18 protein-coding genes are annotated in these 22,565 nt (G+C 65.6%); 15 read left to right on the forward strand and 3 right to left on the reverse strand.

Features of this window, described 5'->3' with window-relative positions:
• Positions 1-194: 194 nt before the first annotated feature.
• The 11 genes from M2650_RS13255 to M2650_RS13305 all read left to right on the forward strand — a co-directional run bounded on the left by M2650_RS13255 (position 195) and on the right by M2650_RS13305 (position 10,286).
• A complete protein-coding gene (locus M2650_RS13255) occupies positions 195-383 on the forward strand; it encodes a hypothetical protein (protein WP_249475290.1) in 189 nt (62 codons plus the stop codon).
• The gene (locus M2650_RS13260; RefSeq protein ID WP_249475291.1) at positions 380-871 is read left to right on the forward strand and encodes a YidH family protein; all 492 of its coding nucleotides are present in this window, start codon (positions 380-382) and stop codon (positions 869-871) included. Before M2650_RS13255 ends, M2650_RS13260 begins: the two co-directional genes overlap by 4 nt.
• Positions 872-932: 61 nt before the next feature.
• The gene (locus M2650_RS13265; RefSeq protein ID WP_249475293.1) at positions 933-1,313 is read left to right on the forward strand and encodes a hypothetical protein; all 381 of its coding nucleotides are present in this window, start codon (positions 933-935) and stop codon (positions 1,311-1,313) included.
• A 60-nt stretch (positions 1,314-1,373) separates the two neighbouring features.
• Positions 1,374-2,123: a hypothetical protein gene (locus tag M2650_RS13270; RefSeq protein ID WP_249475294.1), complete on the forward strand. Its 750-nt coding sequence runs from the start codon at positions 1,374-1,376 to the stop codon at positions 2,121-2,123.
• Between the two features lie 38 nt (positions 2,124-2,161).
• Positions 2,162-2,599, forward strand: coding sequence for a hypothetical protein (locus M2650_RS13275; protein WP_249475296.1), 438 nt, complete (start codon positions 2,162-2,164; stop codon positions 2,597-2,599).
• Positions 2,600-2,822: 223 nt separating this feature from the next.
• Entirely contained in the window at positions 2,823-5,198 is a 2,376-nt protein-coding gene (locus M2650_RS13280) for an arylsulfatase (protein WP_249475297.1), read from the forward strand.
• A gap of 64 nt (positions 5,199-5,262) precedes the next feature.
• On the forward strand, positions 5,263-6,066 hold the full coding sequence (locus M2650_RS13285; protein WP_249475299.1) for a bestrophin-like domain: 804 nt from the start codon (positions 5,263-5,265) through the stop codon (positions 6,064-6,066).
• A 114-nt stretch (positions 6,067-6,180) separates the two neighbouring features.
• On the forward strand, positions 6,181-6,927 hold the full coding sequence (locus M2650_RS13290) for a carbonic anhydrase (RefSeq protein ID WP_249475301.1): 747 nt from the start codon (positions 6,181-6,183) through the stop codon (positions 6,925-6,927).
• A gap of 301 nt (positions 6,928-7,228) precedes the next feature.
• Complete coding sequence (locus tag M2650_RS13295) at positions 7,229-9,184, forward strand: beta-propeller domain-containing protein (RefSeq protein WP_249475302.1); 1,956 nt, start codon at positions 7,229-7,231, stop codon at positions 9,182-9,184.
• Positions 9,185-9,361: 177 nt separating this feature from the next.
• Positions 9,362-9,727 carry a 6-carboxytetrahydropterin synthase QueD gene (gene queD, locus M2650_RS13300; RefSeq protein WP_249475304.1) on the forward strand — a complete coding sequence of 122 codons (366 nt, stop codon included), beginning with the start codon at positions 9,362-9,364 and terminating at the stop codon, positions 9,725-9,727.
• 160 nt (positions 9,728-9,887) lie between these two features.
• A complete protein-coding gene (locus M2650_RS13305) occupies positions 9,888-10,286 on the forward strand; it encodes a phasin family protein (RefSeq protein WP_249475305.1) in 399 nt (132 codons plus the stop codon).
• 199 nt (positions 10,287-10,485) lie between these two features.
• Here the strand turns inward: M2650_RS13305 and M2650_RS13310 are convergent, their stop codons facing one another.
• Positions 10,486-11,979, reverse strand: coding sequence for an alpha/beta hydrolase (locus M2650_RS13310; protein ID WP_249475307.1), 1,494 nt, complete (start codon positions 11,977-11,979; stop codon positions 10,486-10,488).
• Positions 11,980-12,067: 88 nt separating this feature from the next.
• Here M2650_RS13310 and M2650_RS13315 point away from each other — a divergent pair, with 88 nt between their 5' ends.
• The gene (locus M2650_RS13315; protein ID WP_249475308.1) at positions 12,068-12,583 is read left to right on the forward strand and encodes a MarR family winged helix-turn-helix transcriptional regulator; all 516 of its coding nucleotides are present in this window, start codon (positions 12,068-12,070) and stop codon (positions 12,581-12,583) included.
• A gap of 93 nt (positions 12,584-12,676) precedes the next feature.
• Here M2650_RS13315 and M2650_RS13320 read toward each other — a convergent pair whose 3' ends face one another.
• Positions 12,677-15,814 carry a multidrug efflux RND transporter permease subunit gene (locus tag M2650_RS13320; protein WP_249475310.1) on the reverse strand — a complete coding sequence of 1,046 codons (3,138 nt, stop codon included), beginning with the start codon at positions 15,812-15,814 and terminating at the stop codon, positions 12,677-12,679.
• A gap of 6 nt (positions 15,815-15,820) precedes the next feature.
• Entirely contained in the window at positions 15,821-16,987 is a 1,167-nt protein-coding gene (locus tag M2650_RS13325) for an efflux RND transporter periplasmic adaptor subunit (RefSeq protein ID WP_249475312.1), read from the reverse strand.
• 298 nt (positions 16,988-17,285) lie between these two features.
• On the opposite strand from M2650_RS13325, the gene M2650_RS13330 reads away from it, so the two are divergent.
• The 3 genes from M2650_RS13330 to M2650_RS13340 all read left to right on the forward strand — a co-directional run bounded on the left by M2650_RS13330 (position 17,286) and on the right by M2650_RS13340 (position 22,528).
• Entirely contained in the window at positions 17,286-18,113 is an 828-nt protein-coding gene (locus M2650_RS13330; RefSeq protein WP_249475314.1) for a TetR/AcrR family transcriptional regulator, read from the forward strand.
• Positions 18,100-19,290: an efflux RND transporter periplasmic adaptor subunit gene (locus tag M2650_RS13335; RefSeq protein WP_249475315.1), complete on the forward strand. Its 1,191-nt coding sequence runs from the start codon at positions 18,100-18,102 to the stop codon at positions 19,288-19,290. The genes M2650_RS13330 and M2650_RS13335 overlap by 14 nt, the downstream gene beginning before the upstream one ends.
• A 61-nt stretch (positions 19,291-19,351) precedes the next feature.
• Entirely contained in the window at positions 19,352-22,528 is a 3,177-nt protein-coding gene (locus tag M2650_RS13340; protein ID WP_249475316.1) for an efflux RND transporter permease subunit, read from the forward strand.
• Positions 22,529-22,565: the final 37 nt, after the last annotated feature.

A 22,565-nucleotide genomic window follows, 5' to 3' on the forward strand; every position in this document is an offset into this window, starting at 1 on the left:
CTGCGGCAGGAAGAAAGCGCTTTTTCAAGCTGACGCCGATCGCCGCATTCCGCACGTAGCAGCAGCGTTTTCCGCAGCTTTCCTCCAGTAGAAATACGCAGGCGCGGCGTTAGCCGTGCTGCCAGCATTTACGGAGATACGCAGGCGCGGCGCCAACCGTGCTGCCAGTTTTTTTGGCGAACAGGAGAAGCGGGATGCCGGGACCGTCTGAGAACTACCTACAGGTGCCGCCCCGGTCGATCCCGCTGCTGCTGCGCAGCGCGTTGTTGCTCGCGTGCGAAGCCGATCATTCGATCGGGGACGGTCGCGATCATCCGCATTTCCTCGACTATTTCCTCGCGCGCGATCGCGAGGCCGCAAAACACCTGCAGGAGGCCATGTGAACACGCCCGAAGCGCCCGAACCCGCTTTGCCGCCGGACCTGGCGCAATCGATCGCCGGCAAGGACAGCGGCACCGCTTCGACGCTGCTGTCGACCCATCGCACGAAACTTTCGATCAAGCGCACCGGCCTGTCGGACCTGCGCTCGCATCTGTCGAACGAGCGCACGCATCTGTCCTATCTGCGCACGGCGATCTCGCTGATCGGCTTCGGTATCACCATCAACCGCTTCAGCGTGTTCCTGCAGGAGAAGGGGAAGGTGGAAATAGGCCAGACCGCGATGCTGTTCCGCAGCTCCGAACACGCCGGCGCGGGCATGGTCGCGATAGGGCTGTTGCTGATCGTGTGGTCTTTGTACCGGTACTGGCACGTCAACCAGGACATCGAGCAGGCGCGCTTCAGGCCGCTGCATCGCGCGGTGATCATGCTCACGGTCCTGCTGATCCTCGCCGGCGGCACCACTACCGCCTGGCTTTTCCTCCAGCACTAGCACGCATAGCGAGCGCAGCCATGGCACGTCGATCCTTTACGCCAAACGAGTCTCCCTGACCATGGACGATATCTGGATGCGCTTCGTCGAGAACATGGGCGACCGGATCAGCGGCCCGATGAAGTTCAGGCTGGTCCTGCAGCCGCTGATGGCGCTGATCTTCGCGACGATCGGCGGGCTCGCCGACGCCAAAGCCGGAAAGACGCCTTACTTCTGGAGCCTGCTCACCCAGCCGGCGCATCGCCGGGAAATGATCCGCGACGGTTGGAAGAGCGTGGGCAAAGTGTTCTTGCTCGCGCTGGTGCTGGACGTGATCTACCAGTTCGTCGTAGCGCGCTTCGTCTATCCGGGCGAAGCGATCGTCGTGGCGCTGGCCCTGGCCATCGTGCCCTACCTGATCGTGCGCGGGCTGGTCACGCGCCTGGCGCGTGCACGGCGATGACACGCGATGTCCGGCCTTTCGCGCCTCACGCGCGCCGTTCCTACTTTTCGAGGACATGAAATGACCGCGAGCCCGAAAACGAATGCTACCGCAGCCTTGTGCGCCGCGATGGCGCTGTCTTTCGCAACGCCGTCGCAGGCAGCCGAAGGCTGGGACTGGCTGGTCGCCCCCTACGGCTGGGCGGCGAGCATAGGCACCGACCTGGAAACGCGCACGCCGCCGTCGACCGCCAGCACCGACACCAAATTCGGCGACATCGTCGACAAGATCGACGGCGCGTTCCAGATCCACATCGAAGGCCAGGGCGACCACTTCGGCGTGCTCACCGACTTCACTTATCTGGGCTTGGCCGACGACCGCGACCGTCCGCGCTTCAAGATGGAATCGGATCTCGACACGCGCCTGTTCGAACTCGCCGCGGTTTGGAGCCCCGGCGAAGACCGCTACCGCGGCGCCGAGCTGATCGCAGGCCTGCGTTACATCGATGTCGACCTGACCGTGCAACTGAAGCCGGCCAATCCGGTCTTCCGCGACGTAAGCGTCGAAGCCAGCCAGTCTTTCAGCGATTTCATGATCGGCGGGCGTTATACCTGGGCCTTCACCGATCGCTGGGGCCTGACCGTGCGCGGCGACGGCTCGTTCGGCGAAACCGAAGGCACCTGGAATGCGAGTGCGGTCGTCCAGTACCGCACCGGCAACGGCGCGTGGGCCTTCGGCTATCGCCACCTCGACGCGGAATTCGACACCGGAAACGCCAATACCGACATCACCATGAGCGGCCCGGAAATCGGGTACGCGTTCCGGTTCTGACGCACCACTCGCGCAAGCGCAGATCGCAGGAGAATCCCATGCGCCTCATCGCCCGCCTCACATTCGCCGCAGCCGCGTTCGCACTGTGCGCCGCAGCTGCGGCGCAGAAGCCCAGCGCCTACCCGGGCAAAGGTCAATCCGCACAGCAACAGGCAAAAGACGATGAGCAATGCCTCGCCTGGGCCAAGCAGAGCACCGGCATCGATCCGGCGGCCGTGGCCAATGCGCAACCGGCGCCCACGGGACCTCAGGGAGAACGGTTGCGCGGCGCGGCGCGCGGTGCGGTCGTAGGCGAAATCGTCGCCGACGACGCCGGCGCCGGCGCCGCAGTCGGCGCGCTCGCGGGCGGCAGGCGCGCGCGCGTCAACCAGGCCGCTCGCGCGCAGCAAGCCGACGCTTCGAAGGCGCAAGCGATGGACACGTACTACCGCGCCTATGGCGCCTGCATGCAGGGTCGGGGCTACAGCGTGAAGTAAACGCAGGCGCGGCCAGCGTCCGGACCCGAAAAAGCCCGGCAAACGGCCGCATCGTTTCGGTCGCGCTTGAACCCCACTACGACTGAGGAAAGAACGCAATGGATGGTCCGGATCGACATCGGCTACGGCAAGGAAGGTAAGCAGCATCGGCAAGCGACCTTGCTCTATACGTCACGTGAGCGCAGGCATCCCCTTCAACGGCAGAACCAGACGGAGCAGCGAAATGAGCAGCCAAGACGACGTCCAGCGGTCGATCCTTCCGATCCCCGATATCTCGCATGCGGGGTTGACCACCTACGATGCCAAGGATCCGGACACGAAATTCCCGCCGATCCGCGACCTGCGGCCGCCGAAAGGCGCACCGAACGTGCTGGTGATCCTGATCGACGATGCCGGCTACGGCGCCGCCAGCGTATTCGGCGGCCCGTGCCGCACGCCCAACTTCGAAAAGCTCGCCGCAGGCGGCCTGCGCTACACCCGCTTCCATACCACCGCGCTGTGCTCGCCGTCGCGGCAAGCGCTGCTCACCGGCCGCAATCATCATTCGGTCGGCATGGGCGGCATCACCGAGATCGCCACCGCGGCGCCGGGTTACAACTCCGTGCTGTCGAACACGAAGGCGCCGTTGGCGCTGACGCTGAAGCTCAACGGTTACGCCACCGCGCAGTTCGGCAAATGCCACGAGGTGCCGGTCTGGCAGACCAGTCCCGCGGGTCCGTTCAATGCATGGCCCACCGGCGGCGGCGGCTTCGAATATTTCTACGGCTTCATCGGCGGCGAGAACAACCAGTGGGATCCGGCCTTGTACGAGGGCACCACGCCGATCGAGCCGCCGAAGACGCCGGCCGAGGGTTATCACCTCACCGAGGACTTGACCGACAAGGCGATCGCCTGGGCGCGACAGCAGAAGGCCCTGCTCGGCGACAAGCCGTTCTTCATGTATTTCGCGCCTGGCGCCACCCATGCGCCCCACCACGTGCCGAAGGAGTGGATCGACAAGTACAAGGGCAAGTTCGCGCATGGCTGGGACAAGCAGCGCGAGCTGACCTTCAAGCGCCAGAAGGAACTCGGCGTCATCGCGGCCGACGCGAAGCTGACGCCGCGGCATAAGGAAATTCCCGCTTGGGACGACATGGATCCGAAACTCAAGCCTGTGCTCGAACGCGAAATGGAGGTGTATGCCGCCTTCATGGAGCACACCGACCATCATGTGGGCCGGCTGATCGACGCGCTCGCCGACATGGAGATCCTCGACGACACGCTGATCTATCTGATCGTCGGCGACAACGGCGCATCGGCCGAGGGCACGCTGCAGGGCGCCTTCAACGAGATGGCGAACTTCAACGGCATGCCCGAACTGGAGACGCCGGAATTCATGATGTCCAAACTCGACGAGTTCGGCGGCGAAGGCTCCTACGGCCATTACGCGGTCGGCTGGGCGTGGGCGATGAACTCGCCGTACCAGTGGACCAAGCAGGTCGCGTCGCATTGGGGCGGCACCCGCAACGGCGTGGTCGTGCACTGGCCGGCCGGCGTCAAGGAAAAGGGCGGCCTCCGCGAGCAGTTCAGCCACATCATCGACTTGGCGCCGACGGTGCTCGAAGCCGCAGGACTGCCGCAGCCGACGCTGGTCAACGGCGTGCAGCAGAGCCCGTACGAAGGCACCAGCATGCTGTACAGCTTCAACGATGCGAAAGCAGCGGAGCGGCATGAAACCCAGTATTTCGAGATGTTCTGCAACCGCGGCATCTACCACAAGGGCTGGAGCGCGGTGACCAAGCACCGCACGCCTTGGGAAATGGGCGGGCAGAAGATGCCGGCGTTCGACGACGACCTGTGGGAGCTGTACGACGGCAGCAAGGACTGGACCCAGGCCGATGATCTGTCCAAGAAGATGCCCGACAAGCTGCACGAGCTGCAGCGGCTATGGCTGATCGAAGCGGTGAAGTACAACGTGCTGCCGCTGGACGACCGCCAGATCGAACGCATCAACTCCGACCTCGCCGGGCGCCCGTTGCTGGTCAAGGGCAACTCGCAACTGCTGTTCGCCGGCATGGGCAGGCTGTCGGAGAACAGCGTGGTCAACATCAAGAACAAGTCGTTCGCGGTGACCGCCGACATCGAAGTGCCCGAAGACGGCGCGAAAGGCGTGTTCATCGCCCAGGGCGGCAGATTCGGCGGCTGGAGCCTGTACGCGCACGAAGGCAAGGCGAAGTTCTTCTACAACGTGCTCGGCATCAATTTCTACGAGATCGAAGCGAAAGCGCCGATTCCGACGGGAAAAGCCCAAGTGCGCGCCGAGTTCACCTACGACGGCGGCGGCTTCAACAAGGGCGGCAGCGTCAAGCTCTACTACAGCGGCAAGGAAGTCGGAAGCGGCCGCGTCGACCAGACCCAGGGCTTCGTCTTTTCCGCCGACGAGACCACAGACGTGGGCTACGAATCCGGCACCACCGTGAGCCCGGACTACACGACCCACACGAGCCGCTTCAACGGACGCCTGAACTGGGTCCAGATCGATCTCGGCGACGATGCGAAAGATGCCGACCACTACATTTCTCCCGAGGAACGGATTCGGGTCGCGATGGCGCGGCAATAACAGTACGCGACCGGGGCCGGCGCATGCGACGGCGCCGGCCCCGGTCCTGACGGAGACCAGGCCCATGCCGACCGACCCAATCCCCATTCCTGTCGTGTTCGTCGCAACGATCATCGTCGTCGCGGCTGCCGTCGAGATCGGATACCTGCTCGGTAAAGCGGTGCGCCGGCGTTCGGCGGATGAGAAAGAGTCGCCGGTGTCGGTCATCTCGGGATCGATCCTCGGGCTCGCGGCCTTCATGCTCGCGTTCACCTTCGGCATCGTTTCTGCGCGCCACGACGCCAAAAAGGGACTGGTGCGCGAGGACGCCAATGCCATCCGCGTCGCGTGGCAGCGGTCGGATTTCCTTCCCGAAGCCGATCGCGTGCAGGCCAAGGGGCTGCTTGCGCGCTACCTCGATACGCGCCTGCGCTTCACCGAGGCCAGGAAGCTCGACTCCGACCATGTCCGCGCCGCGCTGGCCGAAACCCGGCAACTGCACGACCGCCTCTGGAGCATGGCGGTCGCCAACGCGCGCAGGGACATGGATTCGGACGTCGCGGCCCTCTACATCGAAGCGCTGAACGAGATGGCCGCGGTCAATGCCATGCGCGTGGCCATCGGGATCCAGGCGCGGATCGCGAAGGAGATCTGGATCGCGTTGTTCTTCCTCATCGGCCTCGGGATGTTGGTCGTCGGCTACCAGACGGCGATCGCCGAGTCGAAGCGATCCATGATCCAGCCGGTCCTGGTCATCTCATTCGCGATGGTGATCACGCTGATCGCGACCCTCGATCGTCCCGACAGCGGCGTGCTGAAGGTGACCCAGCAGCCACTGGTCGACCTGCGCAACACGATGTCGGAGGCGACGCAACCGACAACCCGATGACTCGAACCGATGGCCGCGTCAGCCTAAGCAAGGGCATCGGCGGACCGGCGACTCACGAGCACCACGCATCGCCACCGCCTCGGCGCGAGCGATCCAGCGCAAGGAGAAGCAACTATGAACACCGCGACGCGATTCACCGGATTGCTTCTGCTTTCCTTCGGTCTGCACGCCTCGGCACAGGAAGGCCACCCGAAACACTGGGGCTATGAGGGCGAAGTCGGGCCTGAGCATTGGCAGGAGTTCGAAGCCGACTTTGGGGTGTGCAGCAGCGGCAGGAACCAATCGCCCATCGATCTCCACAACTTCATCGAGGCCGACCTGCCCCGGATCGCCTTCGACTACAAGCCAGGCGGCCATCAGGTGGTCAACAACGGCCATGCGATCCAGGTCAACTACAGCCCCGGCAGCAAGATCACCGTGGACCGGATCGACTTCGAACTGAAGCAGTACCATTTCCACTCCCCCAGCGAAAACACGATCGGCGGCAAGTCCTTCCCGATGGAGGCGCACTTCGTGCATGTCGATGCCGACGGCAACCTGGCCGTGGTCGCGCTGATGTTCGAGGAGGGCGCGAGCAACCGTGCGCTGGAGCAAGTGTGGCCGCACGTGCCGAGGGTGGAAAATGGCAAGGCGGCTTTGGCGCCGTCGGTCGCAGCGGCGGACCTGCTGCACGGCGATCGCGATTACTACCGCTACGAAGGCTCGCTGACCACGCCACCATGTTCGGAGGGCGTGCGCTGGTTCGTGCTGAAGCGCGCCGCCAAGGCGGATGCGGGGCAGCTGGCGATGGTGCGCGAAGCATTGGGGCATGCGAACAACCGCCCGGTGCAACCAGTGGGCGCAAGGGCGATCCTGCGATGACCCATGGCCAGCGCCGCCACGAACTGCAGAGCAACGAGACCGTGCCAAGCGCAGTGCAGCGGTCCAGCGTTTCCGCGACGGCGACAGCTCCTGCCGCTACGGCAGCACGCTGACGACGGCTGCGCGGGACAAAGGCGCCGCGCGCAGCGAAGCGCCCGGCACGATTCCCACAGCGGGCGTTCGATGCCTCCGCCGGCCGGCGGCCTCCTCTAGCGTTAACCCCGATCCGACGTTCGTGCGTTTGCCGTCATGAACGCGGCACAATCGCGGCCGCGACCCCTTCGAACCTTAAGGAATCGTCATGCCCCGGATCGCCTACCTGTTTTTGGCCCTGGGTCTGCTGGCCGCCTGCAACGACGACGTGGCGGCCGCGGCTGAATCCCAGGCCCCCGACACCACGCCGCGCAAGACGCTGCGCGCGTTCTCCGGCGAACAGGAACTCTCGAAGCTGCTGCAACGTTGGCGGGCGCAGGCCGAGCGCAAGCGCCGGGAGGTCGCCAAGCAAGCCGTCATGGCGCCGCCGCCGCCGCCCGCCTCCGCGCCCGATTCCGTAGCGCTGATGGCGCCCGGCAGCGTCGCCACCAACGAAGCGGCGGCCGCCGGTGACAAGGAAGAATCCATCACCAACGTACAGACCGCCGGCGTCGACGAAGGCGGCATCGTCAAGCGCCACGGCGACCATCTGGTGATCCTGCGCCGCGGCCGGCTGTTCACGGTGCGCATCGGCGGCGACGCGCTGCAGCCGGTGTCGAAGGTGGATGCCTACGCGCCGGGCACCGACCCTTCCGGCGCCTGGTACGACGAGATGCTGGTGTCCGAGAACACCGTGGTCGTGATCGGCTACAGCTATGCGCGCGGCGGCACCGAGATCGGCCTGTTCGATATCGACGGCAAGGGCGGGCTGGCGTACCGCGCGACCTATCACCTGCGCAGCAACGACTACTACTCCTCGCGCAACTACGCCAGCCGCCTGATCGGCGACCAGCTGATCTTCTACACGCCGATGCGCCTGAGCGTATGGGACGCGGGTTCGGACCAGGTTTATCCGGGGCTGCGCCGCTGGCGGTCCGGAGCCACGGCCGAGGATTTCCGCCGCATCCTGCCGGCCACCCGCATCTACCGCAGCGACGACGAACTCGATCCCCTCGAAGACGCGACCCTGCACACGGTAAGCGTCTGCGATCTGGGCCGCAGCGACATGCAGTGCAAGTCCAGCGCCGTGCTCGGCCCCGAAGGCCGCGTGTTCTACGTGTCGGCCGATTCGGTCTATGTCTGGACAACGCATTACGACCGCGACGACCGCAAGCCCAACCGCGCCGCGGTCTTCCGCTTGCCGCTGGACGGCAAGGCGCCGAGCGCCCTCAAGACCAGCGGCAGCCCGATCGACCAGCTGTCGTTCCTGCAGGACGGGCACGGCTATCTCAACGTGCTGGTCAGCGCCGAGGGCGACGGCGACGGCATGTGGAAAGCCGAGACCAAGAGCGGCGACATCGCCCTGCTGCGCGTGCGGTTGCGCGACTTCGGCGACGGCAGCACGGCCGCGCCGGCGTCGGCTTACCGCCCGTTGCCGAACATCGGCGACAGCGAGGTGCAGAACCGCTTCGTCGGCGACTGGCTGATTTACGGCGCCGCGCCGTACCGCTGGCGCAAGGCCGAGGCGGGCGCCAAGCATCCGCCGGCTCACGCTTTGCGCTATGCCGATCGCGGCATCCTGCACGCGCTCGACGTCGATCATGGCGTAGAACGCATCGAAGCGATGGGCGGCGATGCAGTGCTGGTCGGCGGCGCCGGCAAGGATCTGCACTTCACCAGCGTCAGCCTGGGCCAGCGCGCCGCCAGCCGCAGCGTGTTCGTGCAGCGCGACGCCGCGCAGGGCGAAAGCCGCACGCACGGCTTCTTCTACCGCAACGAAGGCGAACGGCGCGGCATCGTCGGCCTGCCGATCGTCGGCCAGGCGCGCAGCAACAGCATGCAGCGCTATCTGGACCAGACCGCAAGCGTGCTGTACCTGCGCAACAACGGCCTGCACCTGGGCCGCATGGGGCAACTCGACGCGCATGCCGAGCGCGCCGTCGACGACGGCTGCAAAGCGAGTTGCGTGGACTGGTACGGCGATGCGCGCCCGATCTTCATCGGCAACCGCGTGTTCGCCCTGCTCGGCTACGAACTGGTGGAAGGCCGGATCGACGGCGAGCGGATCCACGAACGTCGCCGCGCCGATTTCGCGCCCAACCGCGCCGCCGCCATCGCGCGTTGATGCCGCCAGGGCCTTTCCCGCCTTACCGTGAGAGGCCCTGCTTTTTGTAGGAGCGGCTTCAGCCGCGAGCTCTTTCCCCACGTTCGCGCGAGCTCGAAGGAAAGAGCTCGCGGCTGAAGCCGCTCCTACAATAACGCCGTATTTGCCGACGCGTCTCCGGCAGCCGAGAATGTCTGGATGGATATCTTTAAGGTCTTCACCCTCGAGGCCGCGCACCGGCTGCCGAACGTGCCGGAAGGCCATAAGTGCGCGCGGCTGCATGGGCATTCGTTCCGGATCGAGGTGCACGTCTCGGGCGAGCCAGGGGAACGCAGCGGCTGGGTGATGGATTTCGCCGATCTAAAGGCCGCCTTCCGCCCGCTGTACGACCAGCTCGACCATCACTATCTCAACGACATCGACGGTCTGGAGAACCCGACCAGCGAACGCCTGGCGGTCTGGATCTGGGAGCGCCTGAAGCCTGTCCTGCCGCCGCTGACCCAGATCGTGGTCCACGAGACCTGCACCTCCGGCTGCCGCTATCGCGGGCCCGGGCAAGCCTAGACGGCTGCCAACTGAACAGCTATTGACATTAAGCTATTGATTTACAAGGGCAAATATTTATCCCCGAAAAATTCGACTCCTGTTGTTGCATTGCAACATTAGCGGCGTTATGCTGCACCGCACAAACCGGCAAACCGCCGATTTCCTCAGGAGTTCCGCCATGTATCCGCAGTTCAACGAGCAGTTCACCGCCGCGACCCGTCAGTTCGCGGACACGGCGGCCCAGATCAACCGCCTGGCCCTGGACAACGCCGAGAAGGTGTTCGGCCTGCAGCTGGCCGCGTTCAACGACAGCGCCAATGCCGCTTTCGCGTTCTTCGGCAAGGTCGCCGACGCCCGTGACTTCGACGCCCTGAAGGCCGTCGTGCCGGCCGGCGTGCAGGTTGCCCGCGAGAACCTGGAGCGCGCCATCAGCACCGGTCAGGAAGTCTACGGCCAGACGCTGAAGACCAACGAAGCCATCGGCCAGATCGCCAAGGGCCAGTTCGAAGCGGCCACCGAGCAGGTTCAGGCCAATGCCGAGAAGGTCGTCAAGGCTGCCGGCAAGACCGCCAAGTAAGCACTTCGGTCCGCGCGGCTCTCTCCTCGCGCGATCGGAAAAACGAAACCCGGCAGCTTCGGCTGCCGGGTTTTTTTATCCCCCGCTTTTGTAGGAGCGGCTTTAGCCGCGAGCTTTTTCCTTCAGGTCGCGGTGACGTGATGGAAAGAGCTCGCGGCTAAAGCCGCTCCTACAAAAATCAACCACTGCGCGTGTTCGATTACGGCGGCGGAAAACCGGGCACCGGGAAGGTCGGCACGGGCAGCGTCGCCTCGACCGGCAGCGCTTCCGTTGCGCCGGTCTTGAGGAAATCGTAGACCGCCCGTCTCGCCGCGTCGTCGTTCCGGAGCTGGTACATCGTGCCATCGTGGCCGCCGCGATGGACCAGGATCGCGTGTCCGTTGCGGAAATACGGCAGCAGGCCCAGCGTGTTGTCGATCGGCGTCGAAGTATCCCAATCGCCGTGGACGAACACGATGGGGATGTCGCTCGGTATCGGCTTGCGCACCGCGTCGCCCATGTCACGGGTCGGCCAATCGGGCGCCGACGCGATGTTGGCTTCGAAATTCCATGTACCCAGCAGCGCGACGGTCGGATCGGTGCGCAAGCGGTGTTCGCGCTCGGCGCTGACGCCCAGGCTGCTGTCCGCCAATGGGCCGATCATGATCGTATCGGACGCCGCGCGATCGTCGATCGTCTCCCTCGCCCACGCTTCGTAATGGCCGTGGTACAGCGACAGGATGAACGCCGGCCAGCGCTCGCCCTCGGCGGTATGCGACAACAGCGCCTGTTGCAGGTCTTCGGCGCCGAGCACGACCGTTTGCGTCTTGCCGGCTTCTCCGCGCACCGTGACGCTTACCGGCCCTTTCGCGAAACGATCGCGCAGGGCGAGCACCGCCGCCATCACGCCGCCCGGCGGCAGATACGGTTTCAAGCCGGGATCGCGGTCAGCGTCGTACGCGATGCGCTGCAACGCGCCATAGACGTGCGATGGCATGTCGTAGCCGTTGTCGAGCGGCTCGACGCTGGAAAGCACTGCGCGCGCGACGATGTCCGGATGCAGGCGCATCACCGCCAGGCTCCACTGCGAGCCGAAGCTGCCGCCGAACAGGCTGATCTTGCCGTAGCCCAGCGCGCGGCGCAGATCGTCGACGTCCGCGGCGAACTCGCCGATGTCGTAGCCGGACAGATCCTTGTCGGGATTGGCGGCGACGGCGGCCTTGGCTCGCGCCTGCATTTCCGCTGCCGAGGCGCGCACCGACGCGGGCTTGTCCAGCGGCCACGCCGGGCTCGGCGCCATCAGCATTTCGCCGCGCGTGGTGTAGCCGCGTTGCTCGACCACGACCACATCGCCGCCGACGGCGGCCAAGCGCAGCCAGATGCCCAGTTTGCCCATATCGTTCTTGGCGAAAGCGTCGAGCACGCTCAGGCCGGGGCCGCCCGGGAACCAGAACACCGGCGGCGCGCCGCTCGGTTGCGGCGACTTGATCCGGGCGAAGCCAACGCCGATCAGGCGGCTGTCCGGCTTGCTCCGGTTTTCCGGCACGTACAGCGTGCCGATTTCGTAAGGCACCGCCCTGCCTTGTTCGTCGCGCACGGTGCCGCGTTCGACGACGATCTCACCCGGCCTGTGCTGGGCGACGGCTGCCGTCGGCAGGATCAAAAACAGAGGCAACAGCAGCCGCCACAGCGGCATCTGGACGATCGAACGCATGCGCGGTCACCGGTTCGTGGGGTGGCCGCCATGCTTCCACCTAGATATCTTCATGTCAAGATACTTTATATGAATATATAATGACGGCATGCCCAGAAAGCCGTCCGACGCCGACGCAAACCACGACCTGGTCGACCAACTGCTGCGCGACTGGCGCCGCGAACGTCCGGAACTGGACGCGTCGGCGATGGCCGTGGTCGGGCGGATCCTGCATCTGGGTCGGCTGCTGGAGGCGGGCGCCGGCGAGCGGCTGCGCGAAGCGGGCATCAACTACACCGATCTGGACGTGTTGGCCACTTTGAGGCGCTCCGGCGCGCCTTACCGGTTGACGCCGACCGCTTTGCGCAAATCCGTGCTGCTCACGTCGGGAGCGATGACCGCCTGCCTGAACCGGCTCGAGGCGCGCGGCCTGATCGCACGCAGCGCCGACGATGGCGATCGGCGTTCGCTGGCGGCGACACTGACCGCCCAAGGCCGCAAATTGATCGACAAAGCGATCGTCGCGCGCTTCGACCAGGCCGAGGAAGCTCTCGCAGGCCTGAGCGCAACAGAACGCGCGGAACTGGCGAAGCTGTTGCGCAAACTCCGCACCAGCTTGCCGTAGCCCGGGTTGAGCCGAAGGCTCTACCCGGGGTCGCCATCTTTCATGGTAGTTGCGCGCGTCCCGGGTAGAGCCTTCGGCTCAACCCGGGCTACGTCATCCGTTGACGGCGGGTTTTTCGTCGAGCTTGTCGCCCAGCATCCGCCGCACCACCACGTAGAACACCGGGATCAGCAGCAGGCCCAGGAAGGTCGCGAACAGCATGCCGCCGATCACGCCGGTGCCGATTGCATGGCGGGCGTTGGCGCCGGCGCCGGTGGAGATCGCCAGCGGCGTCACGCCCATGATGAAGGCGAACGAGGTCATCAGGATCGGACGGAAACGCAATTTGGCCGCTTCGATCACCGCGTCGCGCAACGGCATGCCGGCTTGGCGCTGCTCGATGGCGAATTCCACGATCAGGATCGCGTTCTTCGCGGCCAGCCCGATCACCGTGATCAAACCGATCTTGAAATAGATGTCGTTGGGCAAGCCGCGCAGCAGCGAGAAGGCCACCGCGCCGAGCACGCCCAGTGGCACCACCAGCAGCACCGCCACCGGCACCGACCAGCTTTCGTACAGCGCCGCCAAGCACAGGAACACGACCAGGATCGACAGCGCCATCAGCATCGGCGCCTGGTTGCCGGACAGGATTTCCTGGTAGGACTGGCCGGTCCAGTCGTAACCGAAGCCCTCCGGCAGCTGTTCCTCGACGATGTTCTGCATGATGCCCATCGCTTCGCCGGAGCTATGTCCCGGCGCCGGCGAGCCGTTGATCTGCACCGCCGGATAGCCGTTGTAACGCGTCAGCGAAGGCGGGGCGATGATCCAGTCGGATTTGACGACGTTCGACAGCGGGACCATGCCCGCGGACGACGCGCTGCCGGCCGTCGCCGCCGACGGGCCGGGCGTGTAGAAGCGCGCCAGCGAGTCCGGACCGGTGCGGTAGGCGCTATCGGCCTGCATGGTGACGCGTTTGACGCGGCCTTCGTCGACGAAGTCGTTGACATAGACCGGCGCCAGCATCAGCTGGATTGCGTTGTAGATGTCGCTCACCGACAGGCCCATGGCCTGCGCCTGCACGCGGTCGACATTCAACTTGAGCTGCGGCGCATCGGCCAGCGTGTTCGGCCGCACCGCGGTCAGCGCGGGATCCTTCGCCGCCGCGCCGAGCAGTTGCCCCAACGCCTGGCCCAGCGCGGCGCGATCCTGGCCGCCGCGCGCCTGCAGGTACATGTCGAAGCCGCCGAACTGGCCGAGCCCGCTGACCGTGGGCAGGTTGATCACGAAGATCTGCGCGTCGCGGATGCCCTGCAGCGCGCCGTTGGCTTTCTGGATGAACTCGGTCGCGGTGATGTCGCGATCGTCCCACGGCTTGAGGCGGATGAAGGCCATGCCGACGTTTTCGCCCTGGCCGACGAAGCTGAAGCCGGCGATCTGCATCATGCCTTCGTAGCCGTCCTGCTTCTCCAGCGTGCCGCGCACCTGCTCGAACACCGCCTGCGTGCGCTGCAGCGTAGCGCCTGGCGGCAGCTGCACGATCGCCAGCGCATAGCCCTGGTCTTCTTCGGGCAGGAAGCTGCCCGGCATGCGCGTGAACAGGAAACCGCACAGCAGCGCCAGCACCGCGAACACGATCATCCACCGCGGCGCATGCGTGACCGCGCTGCCGATGTGGCCGACGTAGGTGCCCGAGACCTTGTCGTAGACCTTGTTGAAGGCGCGGAAAACGAAGTTGCGGCCTTCGTGGTGGCCGGTCGGCTTGAGCATGGTCGCGCACAGGGCCGGCGTGAAGCCCAGCGCCAGGAACGCCGAGAAAGCCATCGCCATCGCGATGGTGATCGCGAACTGCTTGTAGATTTCGCCCGCGCTGCCGCCCTGGAACGCGGACGGCACGAACACCGCGGCCAGCACCACCGTGATCGCGACCACCGCGCCGGTGATCTGGCTCATCGCCTTGACCGTGGCTTCCCTCGGCGACAGGCCTTCCTCGGTCATGATCCGCTCGACGTTCTCGATCACCACGATCGCGTCGTCGACCACGATGCCGATCGCCAGCACCATGCCGAACAGCGACAGCTGGTTGATGCTGAAATCGATCAGGTACATGCCCAGGAACGTGCCCATCAGCGCCACCGGGATCACCAGCGTCGGAATGATCGTGGCGCGGAAGTTCTGCAGGAAGATCAGCATCACCAGGAACACGAGCACGATCGCCTCGAGCAGGGTCTTGACCACTTCCTCGATCGAGATCTGCACGAAGGTGGAACTGTCGTAGGGCGAGAACCAGGTGACGCCCTGCGGGAACGTCGCCTGCAGTTCGTCCATGCGCGCCTTGACCGATTCGGCTACGCCCAGCGCATTGGCGCCCGGCGCCAGCTGGATCGCGAAGCCGGAGGTCGGCACGCCGCTCCATTTGGTGTCGAAGCCGTATGCGGATGCGCCCTTCTCGATCCGCGCAACGTCGCGCAGGCGCACCGTCGTGCCGTCGGCATTGGCGCGCAGGATGATGTCGCCGAACTGTTCGGGCGTGCTGTAGCGCCCTTCGGCGGTGACGGTGGCGGTGAACGCCTGCTCCGGCGGCGACGGCGCGGCGCCCACCGAGCCGGCGGCGAACTGCACGTTCTGCCCGCGTACCGCGTCCAGCGCCTGGCTCGCCGACAGGCCGTAGCCTTGCAGCTTGTCCGGGTTGAGCCAGATCCGCATCGAGTATTCGCCGCCGAACAGCTGCGTGCTGCCGACGCCGGGCAGACGCGAGATCTGGTCCAGCACGCGCGATGCCAACAGGTCCGACAGCGCGTTGCGGTCGATGGCCGGATTGTTCGAGCGCACCGCGGCGACCATCAGGAAGCCGGCGTTGGCCTTGGCCACCACGACGCCCTGCTGGGTCACTTCCGACGGCAGGCGCGGCGTCGCCAGCGCGACTTTGTTCTGCACCTGCACCTGGGCGATGTCCGGATCGGTGCCCGGCCTGAAAGTCAGCGTGATCGACGCGCGGCCGCTGGAGCTGGACGAGGAACTGAAATACTCCAGGTTGTCGATGCCGGTGAGCTGCTGCTCGATCACCTGAGTGACCGCGCGCTCGGTGGTGTCGGCGCTGGCGCCGGGATAGGTCGCGCCCACCGTGATCTGCGGCGGCGCGATCGTCGGGTACGACTCCACGCCCAAATTGAAGATCGCGAGCACGCCGCCGAGCGTGATCAGGATCGCGATGACCCAGGCGAAGACCGGATGGCTGATGAAGAATCTGGACATGGCGGATCAGTTCCCCGCCGCCGCTGCGCCTTCGCCTTCTTTCTTGGCGCCGGGCGGCGCGGCCTTGCCGGCATTGGCTTGGTAAGGCACCGCTTTGACCGGCTGGCCGGGCTGCGCGCGCTGCACGCCCGAGACGACAATCCGGTCGCCCGCTGCGAGGCCCTTGCCCACCACCCAGTTCGTGCCCTGGCTGCGCTCGGTAACGATGTCCTTGCGCACGACTTTGCCGTCCGGACCGACGACCAGCACATAGGCGCTGCTGGCATCGCGTTGCACCGCGCCCTGCGGCACCAGGAACACGTTCGGCTGCGTGCCGAGCGTAGCCTTCAGGGTGACATAGGTGCCGGGCAGCAGCGTCTTGTCCGGATTGGGAATGCGCGCGCGCAATGCGATCGCGCCGGTGGACGGGTCGACCACGTCGCCGGAGAAATCGAGCACGCCCATGCGCTCGTATGGCGTGCCATCGGGCAGCAGCACCTGCACCTGCGTCTGACCTTGCGCCTGGCCGCGCTGTATGCGGCGCACCTGTTCCAGTTCGGTCACGCTCAGCGAGAAATTGACGTACAACGGATCGACCTGGTCGACCGTGGTCAGCAGCGTCGCATCGCCCTGGCCGACCAGCGCGCCCTCGGTGACCTGCTGCTTGCCGGCGCGGCCGGCGATCGGCGAACGCACGCTGGCGTAGCCCAGGTTGATGCGGGCGCTGTCCACGGCGGCCTTGCCCGCCTGCACGGAGGCCGCAGCGCTGCGCTCGGCCGCCAGGGCGTTGTCCAGATCGGATTTGGAGATGAAGTTGGTCGGCGCCAGCTGCCGCGCGCGATCGGCGGCGACCTTGGCATTGGTGTAGTTGGCCTGCGCCTGCGCCAGCGAGGCCTGGCTTTGCGACAGCGCGGCCTGCAGCGGCGCGGGGTCGATCACGAACAGCAACTGCCCTTCGCGCACGTCGCTGCCTTCAGCGTAGACGCGCTTCTGCAGCACGCCCGGCACCCGGGCGCGCACGTCCGCGCTGCGGAACGGAGCGAGCCGGCCGACCAGGTCCTTCTGCAAAGGCACGCTCGCGGGATTGACGACGATTACGCCCACTTCGGGCGGGGGCGGAGCGGCAGGCGGGGTTTGTTTGCTGCAAGCGGCAACCGTCGCCAGCGACAGTAGGGCGAACCAATAGCGACGCATGGGGGCCTCGTCGGTTTAATGTGTGTTGTCGATTTTCTATACTGATCAGTCTAGCATTCGTCTGAGACTGTGCCCGTGCCGGAAGTCAGGATCCACACGGGGGTCCAGGAGGCGCGTATCGACCGGCGACGTAATGCGTCGCCCGCGCGATGTCGCAGTGTTTGCGACACGCTCTGGGCAGCATGTGAATGCTGGCTAACCGCATCCTCCGATCGGTCGAGGCTCATCGCCGAAGCTCATCGCCTCTGGCCAAGGCCCGCCGACGGCGTCGGTCCCGCAGAAAAGCCTTGATCAATCCATGAACCATGTTCAAACTTGCGCCCCGAGCGCGGACATCGACCGGATCATGGGCACCAAGGAACGCCGCCGACGCGAGTTGGCCGACCGCGAGCAGCTGTTTCTGGACAAGGCCCAGGAGCTGATCCAACGCGACGGCTTGCTTACGCTGCAAATGGCGCGGATCGCGGAAGAGTGCGACTACGCCATCGGCACCTTGTACAACCATTTCGCCAGCAAGGAAGATCTGCTGGTGGCCCTGGCCACGCGCAACTGCGTGAGCCGGGTCGAACTGTTCGAACGCGCCGCGCGCTGGAACGGCCCGACCCGCGAACGCATGCTGGCGATCGCGTTGGCCGACCTGATGATGATCCGCGCGCAACCCGAGCATTTCCGGCTGGCGCAGTTCGTCTGGACCGACGTGATCTGGGGCGCGGCCTCGGAAGCGAGCCGGCGCCGCGCGCTCGAAGCCAGCGCGCCGCTGAGCGAGCTGGTCGACGGCATCGTGGTGAAAGCCATACAGAGCGGCGAACTGCCGGCCGACATCCGGTTGTCGCCGCAGGCGCTCACCGTGGGGCCCTGGGCGATGTGCCTGGGCATGTACACCCTGCTGCAGCAGGACGGCATGTTCGACCACAAGGGTTTCGGCGATCCCTATCGCCTGCTGTTCAAGCAATTGCAGTACCTGTTCAACGGCTACGGCTGGCGGCCGCTGTTCGACCCGGTGGACGACGATGCCGTCGACGCGCTGGTCGTACGCGTCAGCGAGGCCGTGTTCGGCTGTCGCTCGCCTTATTTGCCCGACCCCACCTTCTCTCCCCTCAAGGAAGTCCCCCATGCCCAAGCATGACACCCCGCGCGCGCCGTCCATGCGCAAACGGATGATTTGGATGCTGATCGGCGTCATCGTGATCTTCGGCGGCGTGTTCGGCGTCAAGGCGATGATGAGCGCCGGCATGAACCAGTTCTTCGACAACATGCCGCAGCCGGCGTCCGCTGTGACCTCGGCCACGGCGAAGTCGGAGCGTTGGAGCGACAACGAGGAATCGGTCGGCACCTTCGTGGCGATCAACGGCACCGATGTCACTACCGAAGCCGGCGGCGTGGTCAAGTCGCTCGAGTTCGAGGCCGGCCAGCCGGTGAAAGCCGGTGCGGTGCTCGTGCGGCTGAACACCGCCAACGAACTGGCCACGCTCAATTCGCTGGAAGCCACCGCCAAGCTTGCCGCGGTGCAACGCGACCGCTGGCGCGAATTGGGCAAGGACAAGCTGGTCTCGCAGGATGAAGTGGAACAACGCGCCACGGCCGCCGCCAGCGCGCGTGCCAATGCCGACGCGCAACGCGCGCTGATCGCGCAGAAGACCATCCGCGCGCCGTTCGACGGCATCCTGGGCATCCGCAAGGTCAACCTGGGCCAGTTCGTCAATCCCGGCGATCCGATCGTCAGCCTGCAGGCGCTGGATCCCATCTACCTCAACTTCAGCCTGCCGGAAAAACGCATGGGCCAAGTGCTGGAAGGCACCCGCGTCCGCGCCACGGTGGATGCGATGCCCGGCCGCACCTTCGAAGGGCGAGTCACCGCCATCGAGCCGCAGGTCGACGCGAATACGCGCAACTTCGGGGTCCAGGCCACGCTCGACAACGGCGAGGGCAATCTGCGTCCGGGCACGTTCGCGCACGTCGGCTTCGACCTGGGCAGCGAGCGCACCGTGGTGGTGATCCCGCAGACCGCGGTCAGCTTCAACCCTTACGGCAACGCGGTGTACGTGATCAGCAAGACCAAACGCGCCGAGGGCGAGAAGGACATGCAAGGCAAGCCGCTGACCGGCGACAAGCTGATCGTCAAGCAGCGCTTCATCAAGACCGGCGCCACGCGCGGCGACCTGATCGCCGTGACGGACGGATTGAAGCCGGGCGAACAGGTGGCCACCAGCGGCCTGCTCAAGCTGCGCAACGACGCGGAAGTGACGATCAACAACAAGGTGCAGCCGACCGCCGACGCGCGGCCCGAGACGCAGAATCGCTGATCGCCTTCCGCAACCTCACCCCCAGCCCTCTCCCGCAACCGGGAGAGGGAGAGGACACCCGATGAAATTCACCGATATCTTCATCAACAAACCGGTGCTGGCGATCGTGGTCAGCCTGTTCATCCTGCTGTTCGGGATGCGCTCGTTCACCGAATTGAACGTGCGCCAATACCCGGAGCTGCGCAACGCGGTGGTGAACATCAGCACGACCTACTTCGGCGCCGATGCGGACCTGATCCAGGGCTTCATCACCACGCCGCTGGAACGCGAGATCGCCAGCGCCGAAGGCATCGAGTACATGAGCTCGACCAGTTCGGCCGGCATCAGCACGATCCAAGCCTACATCCGCCTGGACCAGGACCCGAACGAAGCGCTCACCCAGATCGCCGCCAAGGTCAACAAGATGCGCGGCCAGCTGCCGCCGGAGTCCGAGGACCCGGTGATCGACTTGCAGCAGGGCCAGCAGATCGCGGCCATGTACGTGTCCTTCGCCAGCGAGACGCTCGACAACAACCAGATCACCGACTACCTGACCCGCGTCGTGCAGCCCAAGCTGGTCACCGTGCCGGGCGTGCAGCGCGCCGACATCCTGGGCGCGGGCACGTTCGCGATGCGCATCTGGCTGAAGCCCGACCGCATGACCGCGCTCAAGGTGACCGCGAGCGATGTCGCGACCGCGCTGGAATCGAACAACGTGCTGTCGGCGGTCGGTTCGACCAAGGGCCAGATGGTCGCGATCGACATGACCGCGCGCACCGACCTGCGCAACGCCGAAGAATTCCGCAAGCTGGTGATCCGCGAGCAGGACGGCGCGATCGTGCGCCTGGGCGACGTGGCCGACGTGATGCTCGGCTCGGAGAACTACGGGACCTCGGTCCGCATCAACGGCGAGGCCGCCACGTTCATGGGCATCTTCGTCGCGCCCGACGCCAACTCGCTGGACGTGATCAAGGACGTGCGCAAGCTGTGGGACGGCCAGATCGTGCCGCAGCTGCCGCAAGGCATCAAAGCCACGATTCCCTACGACAGCACCGAGTCGATCCAGGACGCGATCAACGAAGTGGTCAGCACGATCATCGAAGCGGTGATCATCGTGATCGTGGTGATCTTCCTGTTCCTGGGCTCGCTGCGCAGCGTGCTGATTCCGGCCGTGACCGTGCCGCTGTCGCTGATCGGTTCCCTGTTCCTGATGCTGCTGATGGGCTTCACCATCAACCTGCTGACCCTGCTGGCGATGGTGCTGGCGATCGGCATCGTGGTGGACGATGCGATCATCGTGCTGGAGAACGTGCACCGCCACATCGAGGAAGGCATGTCGCCGTTCGATGCGTCGGTGAAGGGCGCGCGAGAACTGGCCTGGCCGGTGGTGGCGATGACCACGACCCTGGTCGCGGTGTATCTGCCGATCGGCTTCCAGGGCGGATTGACCGGCGTGCTGTTCACCGAGTTCGCGTTCACGCTGGCCGGTTCGGTGCTGCTGTCGGGCGTGATCGCGCTGACGCTGACCCCGATGATGTGCTCGAAGATCCTCAAGCCGCACGCCGAGGGCAGCAAGGGCAAGCTCGAAGCCTGGCTCGACGCCCGCTTCGACTGGCTGCGCGACGGCTACCAGGGCAAGCTGCACGGCGCGCTGGAAACCAAGGCCGTGATCGCCATCTTCGGCCTGATCGTGCTGGTGTCCTGCGCCTTCCTGTACATGACCGCGCCTAAGGAACCGGCGCCGCTGGAAGACGAAGGCTTCATCTTTTCGATCGGCAACGCCGATCCGTACGCCACGCTCGACTACGTGGAGCGCTACACCGAAGAGATCACCGCGCTCGCCAAGACCGTGCCGGAAGTGCAGGACTACTTCCTGTTCAACGGCGGCTTCGGCGCCAGCGGCGGCGGCGCCAGCCCGATGGCGATGGCCGGCTTCGTGCTCAAACCGTGGAGCGAGCGCGACAAGTCGACCAAGGCTGTGCTCGAGCAGGAACTGCAGCCGCAGATGGCCCAGGTCACCGGTTTGAACGTGTTCGCGCTGGTGCCGCCTTCGCTGCCCAGCGCCGGCGGCGACGGCGGCGGCGAATTCATCGTCGGCGGCGTCGGCGAGCTGAGCCAGCTCAGCGAGATCGCCGACGCGATCCTGCAGAAGGCCATGGAGAGCAAGCGCTTCATCTTCCTTGACAAGGACCTGAAGATCGACAAGCCGCGCATCGAAGTGGAGATCGACCGCGACAAGGCGGCCAGCCTGGGCATCGACATGCGCACGCTCGGCGCCGACATGGCGGCGATGCTGTCGGGCGGCTACACCAACCGCTTCGCGATGCAGAACCGCTCCTACCTTGTGATCCCGCAGGTGCAGCGCAGCGACCGGCTCAATGCCAGCGCGCTGCAGAACTACTACACCCGCACCCGCGACGGCGAACTGATCCCGCTGTCCACCATCGTCACGCTGAAGGAAACCGCGCAGCCGCAGTCGCTCAAGCGCTTCCAGCAGCTGAACGCGGTGTCGATCACGTTCGCGCCGCGTCCCGGCGTGAGCAAGGGCGAAGCGCTGGCGATCCTGGACCAGGCGGCCAAGGAAGTGCTGCCGCAGGGCTACACGGTGGATTACGCGGGCGAATCGCGGCAGTTCAAACAGGAAGGTTCGGCCATGCTGCTGACGCTGGCGTTGGCGCTGGTCATCATCTTCCTGGTGCTATCGGCGCAGTTCGAGAGCTTCCGCGATGCGCTGATCATGCTGCTGACCGTACCGATGGCGATCTGCGGCGCCCTGCTGACGCTCAATGTGCTGGCGATCCTCAGCGGCGTGCTCGGCATGGCCCAGATCGAGGCCTTCCCGGGGATGAGCATCAACATCTACACCCAGGTGGGATTGGTGACGCTGGTGGGCGTGATCTCCAAGCACGGCATCCTGATCGTGGAATTCGCCAACAAGCTGCAGATGGAACAAGGCTTGTCGAAGCGAGATGCGATCGAGCAGGCCACTGCGATCCGCTTGCGTCCGGTGCTGATGACGACCGCGGCATTGGTCTTCGCGATGATCCCGCTGCTGATCGCCAGCGGCCCGGGCGCCGCATCGCGCTTCTCGATGGGCGTGGTGATCGCTTCGGGGATGACGATCGGTACGATGTTCACCCTGTTCGTGCTGCCGGCGTTCTACCTGTACCTGGCGCGCGACCATGCGCACGACCGCGACCGCGAAAAGTCGGCGCTGGAAGCGGAAGGCTCGCACGGGCCGGAACCGCACGCGGTCTGACCGGTTCCGCAATAGGTGTCGAAAAACGGGCGCAGCG

The organism is Luteimonas galliterrae, from assembly GCF_023374055.1.
Lineage (GTDB): Bacteria > Pseudomonadota > Gammaproteobacteria > Xanthomonadales > Xanthomonadaceae > Luteimonas_C > Luteimonas_C galliterrae.